Source organism: Arthrobacter sp. NPDC097144, assembly GCF_044762205.1.
In the GTDB taxonomy this organism is placed as follows: Bacteria; Actinomycetota; Actinomycetes; order Actinomycetales; family Micrococcaceae; genus Arthrobacter_B.
Genome location: NZ_JBIWDW010000007.1, coordinates 13,920 through 29,409, shown reverse-complemented (window position 1 = coordinate 29,409; position 15,490 = coordinate 13,920). Strand labels below are relative to the sequence as shown.

General features: G+C 64.4%; 12 protein-coding genes. 7 read left to right on the top strand and 5 right to left on the bottom strand.

Annotation, left to right across the window (positions count from 1 at the left end):
- Positions 1–18 precede the first annotated feature (18 nt).
- Together clpB and ACIQXM_RS15440 are read right to left on the bottom strand one after the other, a co-directional pair.
- A complete protein-coding gene (gene clpB, locus ACIQXM_RS15445; RefSeq protein ID WP_400933048.1) occupies positions 19–2,646 on the bottom strand; it encodes an ATP-dependent chaperone ClpB in 2,628 nt (875 codons plus the stop codon).
- Between the two features lie 257 nt (positions 2,647–2,903).
- A complete protein-coding gene (locus ACIQXM_RS15440; RefSeq protein WP_400933047.1) occupies positions 2,904–3,512 on the bottom strand; it encodes an SRPBCC domain-containing protein in 609 nt (202 codons plus the stop codon).
- Between the two features lie 392 nt (positions 3,513–3,904).
- Here ACIQXM_RS15440 and betT point away from each other — a divergent pair, with 392 nt between their 5' ends.
- Both betT and ACIQXM_RS15430 read left to right on the top strand, forming a co-directional pair.
- Positions 3,905–6,013, top strand: coding sequence for a choline BCCT transporter BetT (betT, locus tag ACIQXM_RS15435; RefSeq protein ID WP_400933045.1), 2,109 nt, complete (start codon positions 3,905–3,907; stop codon positions 6,011–6,013).
- 79 nt (positions 6,014–6,092) lie between these two features.
- The gene (locus ACIQXM_RS15430) at positions 6,093–8,030 is read left to right on the top strand and encodes a penicillin-binding transpeptidase domain-containing protein (RefSeq protein WP_400933043.1); all 1,938 of its coding nucleotides are present in this window, start codon (positions 6,093–6,095) and stop codon (positions 8,028–8,030) included.
- Positions 8,031–8,032: 2 nt separating this feature from the next.
- On the opposite strand, the gene ACIQXM_RS15425 is transcribed toward ACIQXM_RS15430, so the two are convergent.
- A complete protein-coding gene (locus ACIQXM_RS15425) occupies positions 8,033–8,509 on the bottom strand; it encodes a YccF domain-containing protein (RefSeq protein ID WP_400933041.1) in 477 nt (158 codons plus the stop codon).
- A gap of 89 nt (positions 8,510–8,598) precedes the next feature.
- Between ACIQXM_RS15425 and ACIQXM_RS15420 the strand changes: the two genes are divergently transcribed.
- Positions 8,599–9,084, top strand: a complete 486-nt coding sequence (locus ACIQXM_RS15420; RefSeq protein WP_400933040.1) for a pyridoxamine 5'-phosphate oxidase family protein — start codon at positions 8,599–8,601, stop codon at positions 9,082–9,084.
- Positions 9,085–9,110: 26 nt separating this feature from the next.
- Positions 9,111–9,674, top strand: a complete 564-nt coding sequence (locus ACIQXM_RS15415) for a HutD family protein (RefSeq protein WP_400933038.1) — start codon at positions 9,111–9,113, stop codon at positions 9,672–9,674.
- A gap of 86 nt (positions 9,675–9,760) precedes the next feature.
- On the opposite strand, the gene ACIQXM_RS15410 is transcribed toward ACIQXM_RS15415, so the two are convergent.
- Positions 9,761–11,383, bottom strand: coding sequence for a DEAD/DEAH box helicase (locus ACIQXM_RS15410; RefSeq protein ID WP_400933036.1), 1,623 nt, complete (start codon positions 11,381–11,383; stop codon positions 9,761–9,763).
- 323 nt (positions 11,384–11,706) lie between these two features.
- On the opposite strand from ACIQXM_RS15410, the gene trmB reads away from it, so the two are divergent.
- On the top strand, positions 11,707–12,588 hold the full coding sequence (gene trmB / locus ACIQXM_RS15405; protein WP_400933034.1) for a tRNA (guanosine(46)-N7)-methyltransferase TrmB: 882 nt from the start codon (positions 11,707–11,709) through the stop codon (positions 12,586–12,588).
- Here the strand turns inward: trmB and ACIQXM_RS15400 are convergent.
- The gene (locus ACIQXM_RS15400) at positions 12,585–13,361 is read right to left on the bottom strand and encodes an SDR family oxidoreductase (protein ID WP_400933032.1); all 777 of its coding nucleotides are present in this window, start codon (positions 13,359–13,361) and stop codon (positions 12,585–12,587) included. The genes trmB and ACIQXM_RS15400 overlap by 4 nt on opposite strands.
- A 101-nt stretch (positions 13,362–13,462) precedes the next feature.
- On the opposite strand from ACIQXM_RS15400, the gene ACIQXM_RS15395 reads away from it, so the two are divergent.
- The gene (locus tag ACIQXM_RS15395; RefSeq protein WP_400933030.1) at positions 13,463–14,299 is read left to right on the top strand and encodes a helix-turn-helix transcriptional regulator; all 837 of its coding nucleotides are present in this window, start codon (positions 13,463–13,465) and stop codon (positions 14,297–14,299) included.
- A 110-nt stretch (positions 14,300–14,409) separates the two neighbouring features.
- Entirely contained in the window at positions 14,410–15,408 is a 999-nt protein-coding gene (locus tag ACIQXM_RS15390; protein WP_400933028.1) for an NYN domain-containing protein, read from the top strand.
- Positions 15,409–15,490: the final 82 nt, after the last annotated feature.

The following is a 15,490-nucleotide window of genomic DNA, read 5'->3' as shown; positions in this document are numbered from 1 at the left end:
AGGGAGGAGCTGCTGCGCCTAGGCGGCTTCCACCGACAGCCCTGGTTCAGCCACCAGCTCTTCGCCGTCCACGGTCATGCTGCCCTCGGGGCGGTCCACCAGCACAGTGTCACCGTCGGAGATCTTGCCGGCCAGGATCCCCTTGGCCAGTTTGTCTCCGATCTCGCGCTGCACCAGACGGCGCAGCGGGCGGGCACCATATGCAGGATCGTAACCCGTTAGCGCCAGCCATTCCCGGGCCGCATCGGTGACGTCGAGAACGAGCCGGCGTTCGTGCAGCCTGTTCGCCAGCGCCTGTACCTGGATGTCCACGATCTTGGAGAGGTCCTCCAGGCTCAGCGGATCGAAGAGGATGACATCGTCGAGCCGGTTCAGGAACTCAGGCTTGAAGTTGGCGTTGACCATGGACATCACCGACTCCTGCTTCTGGTCTTCGGTCAGGCCCGGATCCACCAGGAACTGCGAGCCGAGGTTCGACGTCAGGATGAGGATGACGTTCCGGAAGTCCACCGTACGGCCCTGGCCGTCGGTGAGCCGGCCGTCGTCGAGCACCTGGAGCAGGATGTCGAAGACTTCCGGATGCGCCTTCTCCACCTCGTCGAGCAGGATCACCGAGTACGGCCGGCGACGGACCGCTTCGGTCAGCTGGCCGCCCTCCTCGTAACCCACGTAACCGGGAGGGGCACCCACCAGCCGTGAGACCGAGTGCTTCTCCGAGTACTCGGACATGTCAATGCGCACCATGGAGCGCTCGTCGTCAAAGAGGAATTCCGCAAGGGCTTTGGCCAGCTCCGTTTTACCCACACCTGTGGGGCCGAGGAAGAGGAAGGAACCGGTGGGCCGGTCCGGGTCACTCACGCCGGCACGGGAACGGCGGACGGCATCCGATACGGCATTAACGGCCTTGGTCTGCCCGATCAGGCGCGAGCCGATGTTCGCCTCCATGTCCAGCAGCTTCTGCGATTCACCTTGGAGCATGCGGCCAGCCGGCACCCCGGTCCAGGCCGAAACAACCTCGGCAATATCGTCAGCGGTGACCTCCTCCGACACCATCAGCTCATGCGTTTCCTCGCCGAATTTGCTTTCCTCCGCCTGCTGGGCGGCGTCGAGTTCCTTCTGCAGAGCGGGGATTTCCCCGTAGAGGATGCGGGAGGCTTCGGTGAGGTCTCCGTCGCGCTGGAACTTCTCTGCCTCGCTGCGCAGTTCGTCGATTTGCGCCTTGAGATCACCCACCCGGTTCAGGCCGGCTTTTTCCGCTTCCCAACGGGCGTTCAATGCGGCCAGCTGTTCCTTTTTGTTGGCCATGTCTTCGCGCAGCACTTCCAGCCGCTCAATCGAGGCGGAGTCCGTTTCATTGGCGAGCGCCAGTTCCTCCATGGTCAGCCGGTCCACTGCCCGGCGCAATTCATCGATCTCCTCCGGGGCGGAGTCAATCTCCATCCGCAGCCGGGACGCAGCCTCATCCACCAGGTCAATGGCCTTGTCCGGGAGCTGGCGGCCGGTGATGTACCGGTTGGACAGGGTGGCAGCCGCCACCAGGGCAGAGTCCGCAATGGCCACCTTGTGATGGGCCTCGTAGCGTTCCTTCAGGCCGCGCAGGATGCCAATCGTGTCCGGCACACTGGGCTCACCGACGTACACCTGCTGGAAGCGCCGCTCCAGCGCTGCGTCCTTTTCGATGTTTTCCCGGTATTCGTCCAGGGTGGTGGCCCCGATCAGGCGCAGCTCCCCGCGCGCCAGCATGGGCTTGAGCATATTCCCTGCGTCCATTGACCCTTCAGCAGCACCGGCACCCACCACAGTGTGCAGCTCATCAATGAAGGTGACAATCTGGCCTTCGGCGTTGGAGATTTCCTCCAGCACGGCCTTGAACCGTTCCTCGAATTCGCCCCGGTACTTCGCTCCGGCCACCATGGACCCCAGGTCCAGGGACAGCAGGGTCTTGCCGTTCAGGCTTTCGGGCACATCGCCGGCCACCATGCGCTGGGCAAGGCCTTCGACGACGGCGGTCTTCCCGACGCCCGGTTCACCGATCAGGACGGGGTTGTTCTTGGTGCGGCGGCTAAGCACCTGGATCACCCGCCGGATCTCCGAGTCACGGCCGATCACAGGATCCAGCTTGCCGCTGCGGGCCATCTCGGTCAGGTCGGTGCTGAACTTTTCCAGCGCCTGGAAGGTGTTCTCTGGGTCGGCTGTAGTCACTTTTCGGTCTCCTCGTACGGATGGAAGGGCGGCCCGCAGGGCATCGTGGCCGGCACCGTTGTCCCGCAGGGCCTTGCCGGCAGGCCCGCTGTCCAGGGACAGCCCCAGCAGAAGGTGTTCAGTGGACACATAGGCGTCGCCAAGCTGTTCAGCTTCCTGCGTCGCCGCGCTAATCACCTGCAGCAGAGCACGCGAAAACTGCGGCTGAGCCACGGATGAGCCGGAGGACGAGGGCAGGGCATGGATGGCGTTGCTGGCGGCAACGCTGACGGTATCCGGATTGCTTCCTGCTGCCTTGAGCAGGGCAACCGCAACCCCCTGCCGCTGATCCATGAGTGCTTTCAGTACGTGTGCCGGCTCGATCTGGGGATTGCCCGCCGTGGTGGCATTCATGGCAGCTGCCTGCAGCGCCTCTTGGCTCTTGTTGGTGAATTTGGTGTCCACTACGGGCTCCTTCCAAGCTCAAACTGATCATTCAGCTCCCGGAAGGATGGCAAACCAGAGGATCACCCGACCGGACGCAACAAACTTGAGTGTATTCCGCTCAACTTGGTCTGTAAAGTTATCCACAGCTTCCTGAGGGACGTTTGAACCAATTCGCACGGCACTGGTCGAAAGTGGCCGTCAGGGCCGCATGTGCGTGTGCCGGGATCAGCCCGGAGCCGCCTCAGAGCCGGGTCAACATGCGGGCCAAGCCCGGATCAGGACGGTCCCGGCGCTGCTTCATGTTCGCGGTCCCAGTGAGCCTTGGCTCCTTCCCACTGGGCATTGCGCGTCTCGTACAGTTCACGGCGGTCCCCTTCCAGGGATGTCCAGCCGATAATTCCCAGCGCCTCGTCGGGTTCGGTGCCGCCCAGAAATTCGATGAGGCTGTCGAGGAAAAACTCCCATCCGGGCCCTGCCGCCCATTCGCCTGATTTCGCGTCGATCAGGACGAAGCCTGCCCGCACCGAGGCGTACTTCAGCTCCGCCACGGTCCGGGAGTTATCAGCCGTAAGGTGGATTTCCAGTTCCGCCGAGTGGCCGCCCGGACGTTTCACCGACACGGTCAGCAGCCGCGGCGGGTCGCAGCGCAGGATCTCCCCCCGCGTTCCGTCCGGAAGTTCATAGGATCCGCCGCGGCGCAGATCCCCCTCCGGCCGTCCGACGTAGCGTTCCAGGGAATCCGGATCTGAGATCGCAGACCAGACCTCTTCAATGGGATAAGGGATGGGCCGGGACAGCACCATCATGAGGGCGTGCCCTGCCTGGATCTGCCGCCGGCCGAAGGTGCGCTCGGTGGATGCGGTCGCGAAGTCCGGTTCGGACATGTTTTCCACTCCTCTGTAGAACAACAACCGGCCACCGGTTCCGGGTCCTCCGGCAGCCGTCAAGCCCGGTGGGCCGTCAGCAGGAATCAGCGGAAGCGGGTTGGGCGCCGAACCGCGGACGGCCTGTTTTGCAAAACGGTAGCAGGGAAAACCTGCGGTGGACAGGGTTCGGCGCAGTCACGGCAGCACTGTCCGGCCGTGACCGGAATCATACAAATAGTGGTGCTGATCAGGCTTTTGATAAATTCGAAGTATCCTCCGCAGCCGCTCAGCCTCTCCTCTGCCATGGGTCCGCCGTGACGAAAAAGTGCGGGCTGGTGCGTTGCCGGAACACCAACGCCTTTGGCTGCCGGAGTAACAGCAACTCCACCGCACCTGAAGGATTTCCCCCAATGAACAAATTTGCGGAGCCGGAGCCTGCGGAAGCCACTGAGCTGCGGACCCGGGTTAATAAGACAGTCTTCATAGGTTCCGCCGCCGGTGTCCTGTCCATTGCCCTGTGGGCGATGCTGGCCACGGATAACGCTGAGTCAGTAATCGGTTCCATGGTGAGCTGGGTTTCGGTGAACATGGGCTGGTACTACTTCCTGGTAGTCAGTCTGGCCGTCATATTCGTCCTGGTGACGGCATTGACCCGCGTAGGCAAAACCAAGCTGGGCCCGGACCATTCCAAACCCCACTTCAGCATGTTCACCTGGGCAGCCATGTTGTTTGCCGCCGGCATCGGCATTGACCTGATGTTCTTTTCGGTCTCCGAGCCGGTCTCCCAGTACCTTGCTCCGCCCGCCGGCGACGGCGGCACCGCGGAAGCCGCGCGGCAGGCGCTGGTGCTGACCCTGTTTCACTACGGCATTACCGGCTGGGCACTTTACGCCCTGATGGGCCTGGCGCTGGGTTACTTCGCGTACCGGCACAACCTGCCCCTCAGCATCCGGTCCGCACTGCACCCCATCTTCGGAAAGAAGATCGACGGACCGCTGGGACACGGGGTGGACATCGCCGCCCTCCTGGGCACCATCTTCGGCATCGCCACCTCGCTGGGCATCGGCGTCGTGCAGTTGAATTACGGGCTAAGCACCATGTTCGGCCTGCCGGAAAACCTGACGGTCCAGATTTCCCTGATTGTCCTTTCAGTTCTCATGGCTACCATCTCCACCGTCTCAGGAGTCGAAAAGGGAATCCGCCGGCTCTCGGAGCTCAACGTGATCCTCGCCGTTGGGCTCATGCTTTTTGTCCTGATAGCCGGCCGGACCAGCTTCCTGCTGGACGGCATTGTCCAGAACACCGGCGACGTCCTTAGCAGCTTCCCCGCCATGACCATGGACACCATGGCCTATGACCGCCCGGATGACTGGCTGAGTTCCTGGACCCTGTTCTTCTGGGCCTGGTGGATTGCCTGGGCACCGTTCGTGGGGCTGTTCCTCGCCCGGATTTCACGCGGCAGGACCATCCGCGAATTTGTCCTGGGCACCATGATTGTCCCGTTTGCCTTCATCCTGCTGTGGATCTCCATCTTCGGCAATTCCGCGCTGGACCTGGTCATGGGCGGCAACGCCGCCTTCGGGGACACGGCCATGAACCAGCCCGAGCGGGCCTTTTACGGGCTGCTCGAACAGTATCCGTGGGCGCCGGCGACGGCTGCGATCGCCACGTTCACCGGTCTGCTGTTCTACGTGACCTCCGCGGACTCCGGTGCGCTGGTGATGGCGAACTTCACCTCACATCTGAAGGACGCAGACTCCGACGGACCCAAGTGGCTGCGCATCTTCTGGTCCGTGGTGACCGGGCTGCTCACCCTGGCCATGCTCATGGTGGGCGGGGTAACCACCTTGCAGAACGCCACCATCATCATGGGGCTGCCCTTGTCCATCCTGCTGCTGTTCATCATGCTGGGCGTCTACAAGGCACTGCGGGTGGAGAACTCGCTGACGGACAGTTACCGGGCCTCCCTGCCAAGCATCATCGCCGGACGCAGCATGGACGCCCGCGGCGGGCGCAGCTGGCGCCAGCGGCTTTCGCGGGTGATGACCTATCCGGGACCGCGGCAGGCCGCACGCTTCATTCAGGAGGTGGCACGGCCCGCCCTCCAGGAGGTCCATGACGAGCTGAAGGAGCGCGGCGCCGACGCCGTCCTCTGTGAAGGCGAGGTGGCCCCGTACGGCATCCACCACTTGGATCTGCAGGTGGGCATGGCCGAAGAACGGGGTTTCAAATACCAGATCTACCCCGTGCAGTACGACACCCCGTCCTATGCCCACAATGCATCGGCGGACAGCAAGTATTTCCGGCTGGAAGTGTTCTCCCTTGAGGGCAGCCACGGCTATGACCTCATGGGCTACACCAAGGAACAGATTATTACCGACGTCCTGGACCACTATGAGACGCATTTGGAGTTCCTGCACCTGAACCGCGAAGTGCCCGGCAACACCTCGATTGCGGAGGACCAGGCAACAAAAGACAACTGGGAATCAGATTTTGCCGGCGGAGCAGGACGCGCCTGACCAGACGGGCGGGGCATCATCCTGATCATGGACCGGGTACATTGTGCGGATGGGGAAAAACCACAAGCTCACATCTGTATTGGCCGTATCTGTCCTGGCACTGACGCTGATGTCCTGTTCGGAGCAAAAGTCCTCCCCCGACGACGCCGCGGCTGCCCTGGCCGAGGGCCTGGGCAAGGCGGACGTTGCGGCATCGGCCTTTACCTCGGGAACCCCCGCGCAGGTGAACACGGAACTGGAGACGCTGCTGGCAGGCATGGGCACGGTCCGCCCCGCCGTCACCGTGGCCGGCATCGAGGAAGACCCCGAGAACGCTGATGCCGCGACCGCCCGGTTGGCCTACGCCTGGGACGTGAACATGGACTCTGAACCGGACTGGCAGTACGAGACCACTGCGGATTTGCAGCGCGGGGAAGACGATGCCTGGCTTGTCCAGTGGGCTCCGTCCGTGCTCTTCGATTCCCTTGCCGACGGCGACCGCTTGGTCAGCACCAAGTTCCGCGGGACCCGCGCCGACATCCTGGACCGCAACGGCCAGCCCCTGATGAGCGCCCGGCCGGTACTGCGGATCGGTATCAACAAGCCGGATATTTCCGCGGAGCAGCAGGCCTCCTCCGCCGCCGCGCTGGCCGCACTCGCCGGCCTGGATCCGGCGGCGTACACGGCCCAGGTTGAAGCGGCCGGCCCCGAAGCCTTCGTTGAAGCGATCGTCCAGCGTCAAGAAGCCGACGGCCCCACAACTCCCGAAGCGCTGGCCGCCATTCCGGGGGCGGTGACCTTTCCCGATACCCGCACGCTCGCTCCCACACGGACCTTTGCCCGCGCCCTGCTCGGCACCGTGGGTGAAGCCACCGCTGAGCTGATTGAACAGTCGGACGGCAAGCTCTCACCCGGAGACCAGACCGGGCTCTCCGGGCTGCAGCAGCAGTACGACGATCAGCTGCAGGGCAGTCCCGGCGTGGCAGTTAGCATCGAACATCCCACCGGCTTCACCCCGGTTTTTGACCTTCGCCCGGGAACGGACGGCGTTCCCCTGCAGACCACCCTCGATCCCCGGCTGCAGACACTGGCGGAGGACGTCCTCGCGGAGGAGCCTTCGGCGTCCGCGATCGTGGCGGTCCAGCCCTCCACCGGCGACGTTCTCGCTGTGGCCAACGGTCCCGGAAGCGAGGGCCAGCAAACCGCGCTCCTGGGCCAGTATCCGCCCGGCTCCACCTTTAAGATTGCAACCTCGCTCGCCCTGCTCCGCCAGGGCAACACCCCGGACACCGCCTTGTCCTGCGCTGAAGAAGTCAGCGTTGACGGACGAAAGTTCAACAATGCGAGCAGTTATCCGGCGGCGTTCGTGGGAAACATTCCGCTCCGTGATGCCTTTGCGCAGTCCTGCAACACCGCTTTCATCAATGCCCGGGACACCATTCCGCAGGATGCACTGGCAGGTGCCGCCGCGGATCTGGGCATTGGGGTTCCCGCGTCGATGGGCGTGGAGGCCTTCTTCGGGTCGGTACCGGAGAAGGCAGACGGCACAGCCCATGCCGCCTCCATGATCGGGCAGGGCGAAATCCTGGTTTCCCCGCTGACGCTGGCCATCGCTGCCGCCTCGGTGGGCAAGGGGGAACGTGTAACGCCCCGTCTGGTCTCCCCTGCTTCGGCAACCGAGGCAAACGGCGGGGCGGCAACACCGTCCGCCGCACCGTCTGCGGCCGCTTCCCCTGAACAGACCGCCACGGCCGACGCGGGCTCGCTCACCGCCGCCGAGGCGGGCACGCTGCGTGAACTTATGCGCGGAGTGGTCACCGACGGCGGCGCAAAGATGCTGCTGGAGGTGCCGGGAGAGCCGGTGCTGGCCAAAACCGGAACTGCGGAGTTCGGCAGTGAGACACCGCCGCGCACACACGCCTGGGTCGTTTCCCTGCAGGGCGATCTGGCCGTGGCCGTCTTTGTGGCCGAGGGTGAACTCGGATCCACCTCAGGCGGACCGCTGATGAAGGCCTTCTTGGAAGGCGCCGCCGGATAGTCTTAGCGGCCGTACTGCCCGTAGGCCGAGCCCGGCCCGGATCCCTGCCCGGGACCATAAGCAGGATAGGGGACAGCCGAACCGTACGGCGTGATGCCTGCACGGCCCGTGGGAACAATAACTTTGCCCAGCGGCATCAGGGAGATCGGCACCATTTTGAGATTCGCAATGCCCAGCGGGATGCCAACAATGCTGAGGAACATTGGAATAGCCGTCATGATGTGCCCGGCGGCGATCCAGATCCCGGCCACCACCAGCCAGATCACGTTGCCCACGGTGGAGAAAAACCCGGGGGCGCCGCCGCGGTCCACTATCGTGCGCCCGAACGGCCAGAACGCGTAGGCAGCTATCCGGAAAGAAGCAATGCCGAACGGGATCGTCACGATCAGCACGCAGCACACGATGCCGGCCAGCACATAGCCCAGGGCCAGCCAAATGCCGCCGAACAAAAGCCAAATGATGTTCAGGATGAGGTTCATCGTCCCATTGTGGTGCACACGCCCGTCCGGCACCATGCTTCACGGCCCCGGCTGGCGGCGGTTCGGGCCGCTGCAACTAGACTGGGGACATGTTGCCAATCAATGATGATGCCGGAACACCCGCCGCCAAACCCGTGGAACTGACTGCCAACCAATGCTGGGATTACATCCGCAGCGCGGAGATCGGCCGGTTGGCCGTCATCACCGACGCGCATCCCGAGATTTTCCCGATCAACTTTGTCGTGGACCGCGGCTCCGTTGTTTTCCGGACCGCTGAAGGAACCAAGCTTCGATCGGCCCTGGAAAGCAGCGCTGTGGCTTTCGAAGTGGACGGTTACGATGACAACCTCGGCTTCGCCTGGAGCGTTGTCCTGAAGGGATCCGCCGCACGGCTGGAGTCCATCGAGGAAGTCCTCGCCTCGGAAGAACTGCCCCTCTTCCCGTGGCAGTCCGGTGAAAAGAACCACTTCATGCGGATTGAGCCGGCGGAGACCAGCGGCCGCAGTTTCCGAATCAACAGCGCTGCCCGCAGGCATTATCTGCGCGGAGCCAATCCGCAGCCTTCGATCGAGTAAGAAACAGTTCAGCGAGTTAGGAAACCGTGAGCAGTACAGCAGACATGGACAACACCGTCATTCGCTTCCCGGGGCTGGCCTCCGCTTCCTGGGGAAAGAACAACGGCCGGGTCAAGGAGCTCGCGGCAGGACCGGGGTGGCGCCTGAGCATCGCGTCCATCGACAAACCCGGCGCTTTCACCGCGTTCCCGGGAATGGACCGGATCACGGTGCCGGTGGAGGGAGAGCTGCTGGTCCTTTCCGTGGACGGCGTGGAACACGGCATGGAGAAGTTCCGTCCGTTCCGGTACTCCGGCGACTCTGCCGCTGAAGCCGCACTGCCCACCGGTCCGGTGACCGTCCTGAACACCTTGGCGGACCGGAACACCACCGGTGCAGCCGTGATGGTGGCCGAGCTGTCCAAGAAGAACCCGCAGACCCTCGGCGAAGGCCAGTTCCTGGTGCTGCTGCACGGCAGCGCCACGGTCACTGCAGCCGACGGTTCCTCGGCAGCGCTGGAGCCGCTGGACGCCGTGGCCGGGGATGCGGAGCGTCCCGCAGTGCTGGGACGCGGGTTTGCCGCCGTCGTATCCTTTTACGAGCTGGATTAGGGCCGGAGCCCTCATAATCACAAAACCAAAAAGGCGCCTGCTTCCCGAAGGAAGCAGGCGCCTTTTTGGTGCTTTAGGGCTGAGCCCTAGCGGGACCGGCGCTCGTTGGAGGCAGGAGCCGTGGCACGGCGGGGGCCTGCGCCGCGGGCGGGACGGCCGGCGCCGGAGGGAGCCTGGCCGCGTGTTCCAGCCGCGGGGCGGCCGGATCCTCCGGCCTCGCCGCCGGCACGCTGGCCGGTGGCCGGGCGGCGGTTGCGGCCCTGGGCGGTTGCAGCAGCAGCCGCTCCGCGGCGTCCGTCCTGGGTGCGCTGGGCGCGGGGTGCGTCCGGCGTGAAGTCGTTGCGGTCACGCTCGCTGCGGTCGCTGCGCTCCGCCGAAACGCGTCCGCGGCCGCCTGACCCGCCCCGGCCGCCGGCACGGGGTGCGGTGGTGGAACGGGCAGCACGCTTGCGCTGGGCATTGGCGCCCGTGGAGCGGCCGCCGCCCTGCTGCGGGGACTTCGACGCCAGTTGGGCGGCGCGCACATGCGGCTCCACAACAGCGGCTCGGTCACCGATCAGCTTGGCGATGGACGGAGAATTATGCGAAACCTTTTCAATGGAGACGTCAACGCCCGCAGCCTTCATCAGCTTGGACACTTCGCTCTTCTGCTCCGGCAGGGTCAGCGTGACAACGGTTCCGGAAGAACCGGCGCGTGCCGTACGGCCTGAACGGTGCAGGTATGCCTTGTGTTCCGTGGGCGGATCGATGTGGACAACCAGCTCAACGTCATCCACATGCACGCCGCGGGCTGCGACGTCGGTGGCGACGAGCACGCGCACGTCACCGGAGGAGAATTCCGCCAGGTTCCGGTCGCGGGCGTTCTGGGAGAGGTTGCCGTGCAGGTCAACGGTGGGAATTCCGCTGTCCGTCAGGAACTTCGCCATCTTGCGGGCGTGGTGCTTGGTCCGCATGAACATGATGCGCCGGCCGGAGCCTGAGGCCAGTTCCTTGACGAGCAGCTTCTTGGCCGTCTGGTCCTGGACCAGCAGCACGTGGTGGTCCATGGTGGACACCGCTGCCTGCGGCTCATCAACGGAGTGCGTGAGCGGGTTGGACAGGTAGCGGCGGACAATCTTGTCCACGCCGTTGTCCAGCGTCGCGGAGAACAGCATGCGCTGTCCCTTTTCAGGAGTGCGGTCCAGCAGGCGCTGCACAACCGGCAGGAATCCAAGATCAGCCATGTGGTCGGCTTCATCGAGCACAGTGATTTCAATGGATTCCAGGCTGATGACCTTCTGCTTCATCAGGTCTTCAAGCCGGCCGGGGCAGGCAATGACAATGTCAACGCCGGCCTTGAGCGCTTTTTCCTGGCGCTGCTGGGATACGCCGCCGTAAATAACGGTGGTGGTCAGGCCCAGTTCCTTGGCGAGCGGCTCAATCACGTTGTTGATCTGTGTGGCCAGTTCGCGGGTAGGTGCCAGGACCAGGCCAAGCGGACGGTTGGGCTTGCGGCGGTAAGCCGCTTCAGCCTCAGCCAGCCGGGCAACCAGCGGGAGTGAGAAAGCGAGGGTCTTGCCGGAGCCGGTGCGGCCACGGCCGAGCACATCGCGGCCCTTAAGTGTGTCGGGAAGGGTTTCAACCTGAATCGGGAATGCTTCGTCAATTCCGGAAGCGGAGAGGGAGGAAACCAGAGCCTTGGGTACACCAAGGGCAGCAAAAGTAGTCATTAAAAGACAAGCAACTTTCGGTAAGTGGCCCCCAAAACCGTATGGCGCCGGGGGTTCGCCGAAGAAAAGTCAGACAGTGTCCAGTGGCTCGGCCGCGAGGGGCCGGCGGGACAAAAGAAAGCGTTCTATCGACGCAGGTTGCGCTGCTTACACACGCGCTTTGAGGCGCGGCAGTCACAACAACTTCGTCCAGTTTACCGGTTTGTTCCCAGTTTCCTAATCGGCGGCTCTGCGCCGGGCCGCCGAACCGTCCGGCACCGGCCGGTTCCGGCCCGGCGGCGGGCTGCGAACGAGCCGCCGCGCAGCCGATAACATTAACAGTGATGACTACTGAACCAGCCCTGCCCGATGCCGGCTCCCTGAACGCTGAAGATCCGGCGGAAGCCGGCACGCCGGACGAAACCGGCGAGGCCAAGCACTTCCGCTCGCCGGTCTCCTTTGTCCGCCGCGGTTCCCGCCTCCAGGGGCGCCGCCAGCAGGCCTGGGACGAGCTGTCGGACCAGTTTGTCGTTGACGTCCCCCGCGCCGAAGCGGACACCTCAGTGGATCCGGACTACGTGTTCGACGCCGCCGCGGAGTTTGGGCGGTCGGCTCCCCTGGTGGTGGAAATCGGTTCCGGGTTGGGCGAGGCCGTCACGCACGCCGCAGAACAGAACCCGGACAAGAACTACCTCGCGGTGGAGGTCTACCTTCCCGGCCTGGCCCAGACCCTGCAGCGCATCGGCCAGAAGGAACTCACCAACATCCGCGTAGTGCAGGCCAATGCCCCCGAGGTCCTGACCACTATGCTTCCGGCCGGTTCCGTGGACGAGGTCTGGGTCTTTTTCCCCGACCCCTGGCACAAGACCCGCCACCACAAGCGCCGCATGGTCAAGGACGAGTTCGCCGAACTGGTGGCCCGTGTCCTGGTGCCCGGCGGAATTTGGCGCCTGGCGACCGACTGGTCCGACTACGCGGTCCAGATGCGTGAAGTACTGGACGCTTCCGCCCGGTTTGAAAACCTGCACGCAGGCGAGCGCGCCGGCGAAGACAGCCCGCTGACGCGCGTCAACCGGGAGGGTCTGGAAAAGAAGGCGCCGGTGAACGACGTCGACACCCGGGGCGGGTGGGCGCCGCGCTTTGACGGCCGCACCCTGACCAGTTTCGAAAACAAGGCCCATCAAGCGGGCCGCCTCATCTTCGACCTGACCTACCGCAAGGCCTAAGCAGGGGCGCTGCCGGGCCCGCTCGCGGTGACCTGTGGGTTCACGGCGGCAACCGCTTCGTCGTATCGCCCCTCCAACTCGGCGAAGCGCAGGAATTTCACCGCCTCAACCAGGATTTCCGTGGCCTCAGGACGGGCCTGGAGCAAGGACATCACCTCGTCCGCGAAATCGTTGAGCGGCAGGTAGCGGCCGTCCTCTGATCCGCCGGGCATCAGCTCTGTCTGCACGGCCGGAGGCACCAGTTCGATGACCTGGACCCCGGTGCCGGCCAGCTGGAGGCGGATGGTTTCGCTGAACTGATGGATGAAGGCCTTGGTGCCGTTGTAGGTGGGGGTCGCTGCCAGCGGCGTATGTGCCAGTCCGGAGGACACGGTGATGAACGCCGCCTGCGGTCCGGACTTCAGCTGTTCGATGAATGCCGCCAGCAGGCGCAGCGGCCCGTAAATGTTGGTGTTGATGATCCGCTCAGCCTCGGCCGGGAAACCCGGAGACTGGATGTCTTCGGGCGCCATGACTCCTGCCATGGCAATGAGGACGTTTAGTTCCGGATGCCGGGCCGTCACCGTGTCCCGGGCGGCCAGGACTGAGGCGGGATCCGTCGTGTCAATGACCACCGTGTCGAAACCGTACTCTGCGGCAAGTTGGCGGAGGATGTCCGTGCGGCGGCCGCCGATGATGACGGTGTTGCCTGCGGACTGGAAGCGGAGGGCGAGGGCCAGTCCGATACCGGAGGTGGCGCCTGGAATGAAGATGGTGTTTGAGGAAATGTTCATGGCCCCAGTCTTCGCCGGGCCGACGCGGGTTGGGAGAGGAGCGTTTGTCGTAGGATTGCCGGTCCCTGTATAGAAAGCCGGCCATATCCGATGATGGAGGAATGAACCGCTCCATGCTTGCCGAATTCCTCAGATCCCGCAGGGACGCTCTTCAGCCCGCAGACGTGGGACTGGCCGCGGGAGCACGGCGGCGCGTATCCGGACTGCGCCGGGATGAGGTGGCCGCCCTTGCCGGAATGTCGGGTGATTACTACACCAGGCTGGAACAGGGCCGCGGGCCGCAGCCGTCGGACCAGATGCTCGCGTCATTGGCGCGTGCGCTGCGGCTCAGCCGCGATGAACGCGATTATCTCCACCGCCTCGCCGGCCGCAATCCGCCCCCGCGCACTTCCGTGGACACGCATGTTCCCGCCGCCCTCCAACGGGTCCTGGACCGCCTTGAGGACACACCGGCACTGATTCTCTCCGCCCTGGGCGAGACCCTGGCACAGAACAATCTGGCCAAAGCGCTGCTGGGAGACCACTCCCGGTTTACGGGGGACGCCCGCAGCTGTGTCTACCGCTGGTTCACCGATCTGACCGAACGCGCGGTGTATGTGCCTGCCGAACAGGCACGGCAAGGCCGCGCCCAGGTGGCTGGCCTGAGGATTGCGCACCCCCACTCCGCCCAGGCGCGCAGACTGGTGACGCGCCTGCAACGGTTGAGCCCGGAATTTGACGCCATCTGGAAGGACCATGACGTAGCCAGCCGTTTTGCCGACCATAAAACGTTGTTCCATCCGGAGTTGGGCGAGATACCGCTGGACTGTCAGGCGCTCTACAGCGAAGACCAAAGCCAGGCACTGCTGGTGCTGACCGCTCCCCCGCACACCGAAGCGGCGGAAAAGCTCCGCCTGCTGGCAGTGATCGGCCAGCAGCGGTTTGCACCGGCCGGATAGGGACACCCCGGGGCGCCTGCCCGTGCTCCGGTTTGCCCTAGCCGCACGGGCGGCGGGAAACTAAGGATAGAGACGGCAGCAAGCCGTCCGCTGGCCTGAAGGAATTCCCCATGCATGAACCGAGCGATCCGCGCGTCGGCCTGTACATCGACTTCGACAACATAGTGATCTCCCGCTATCAGCAGCTGCACGGCCGCAATGCCTTCCAGCGGGACGGGATCCGGAATTTCGACAAGACCGGCCGGGACGCCGATCCGGTGGTTGCCGCCAAACTGACAGCTGCCACCGTGGATTTCAACGCCATCATCGACTTCGCGGCGTCTTTCGGCACCCTGGTGGTCAACCGCGCCTATGCCGACTGGTCCGTACCGGTCAACGCCAGTTACCAGCGCCAGCTGATGTCCCGCGCCGTGGACCTGACCCAGCTGTTCACCACCACCACCCGCGGGACCAAGAACGGCGCCGACATCCGGCTGGCCGTGGACGTGGTGGAAGACCTCTTCCGACTGCCGGACCTTACGCACGTCATCATCGTTGCCGGAGACTCCGACTACATCGCGCTGGCGCAGAAGGCCAAGCGGCTGGGCCGCTTTGTGGTGGGCATTGGCGTCGCCGGATCCACCAGCACCTCCCTGGCCGCAGCGTGCGACGAATTTGAGGACTATGACTCGCTGCCGGGCACCAGCAAGGCAGCCGCCGCGGAAAAGCCGCCGGCAGGCGGGACGCCGGGCACATCTGCCGATGCCGAGCCGGAGCAGGTTCCGGGAACGGTGCGCAAGCTCACCACCATTCCCATGTTCTCCGACACCGGGGAAGTACAGTTTGACGAGCCGGAGGAACCTGAGGACATCGACCCGCAGACCGTCGCCACGGAGCTCCTCCTGCGCGCCCTGCAGATCGGCCACGCCAAGGGCGATGCCGACGAGTGGCTCAATACCGGCACCATCAAGAACCAGATGCGCCGGATGGATCCTTCCTTCAACGAGAAACCGCTCGGCTACCGGTCCTTTACGGATTTCCTGTCCTCGCACAGTGACCTGGTGGAGGTGGAGGACAGCGGACCGCAGCGCCTCATCCGGCTTCGCCCGGAGACCGGCACCCGGCACTGATCCGGCACGGGCCCCGGTTGCCGGTTCTCGCTTGCCGGTCCGGCAAAAGGGCTTGGTGGAGGCAGTCCCGCCGTTGCATGCT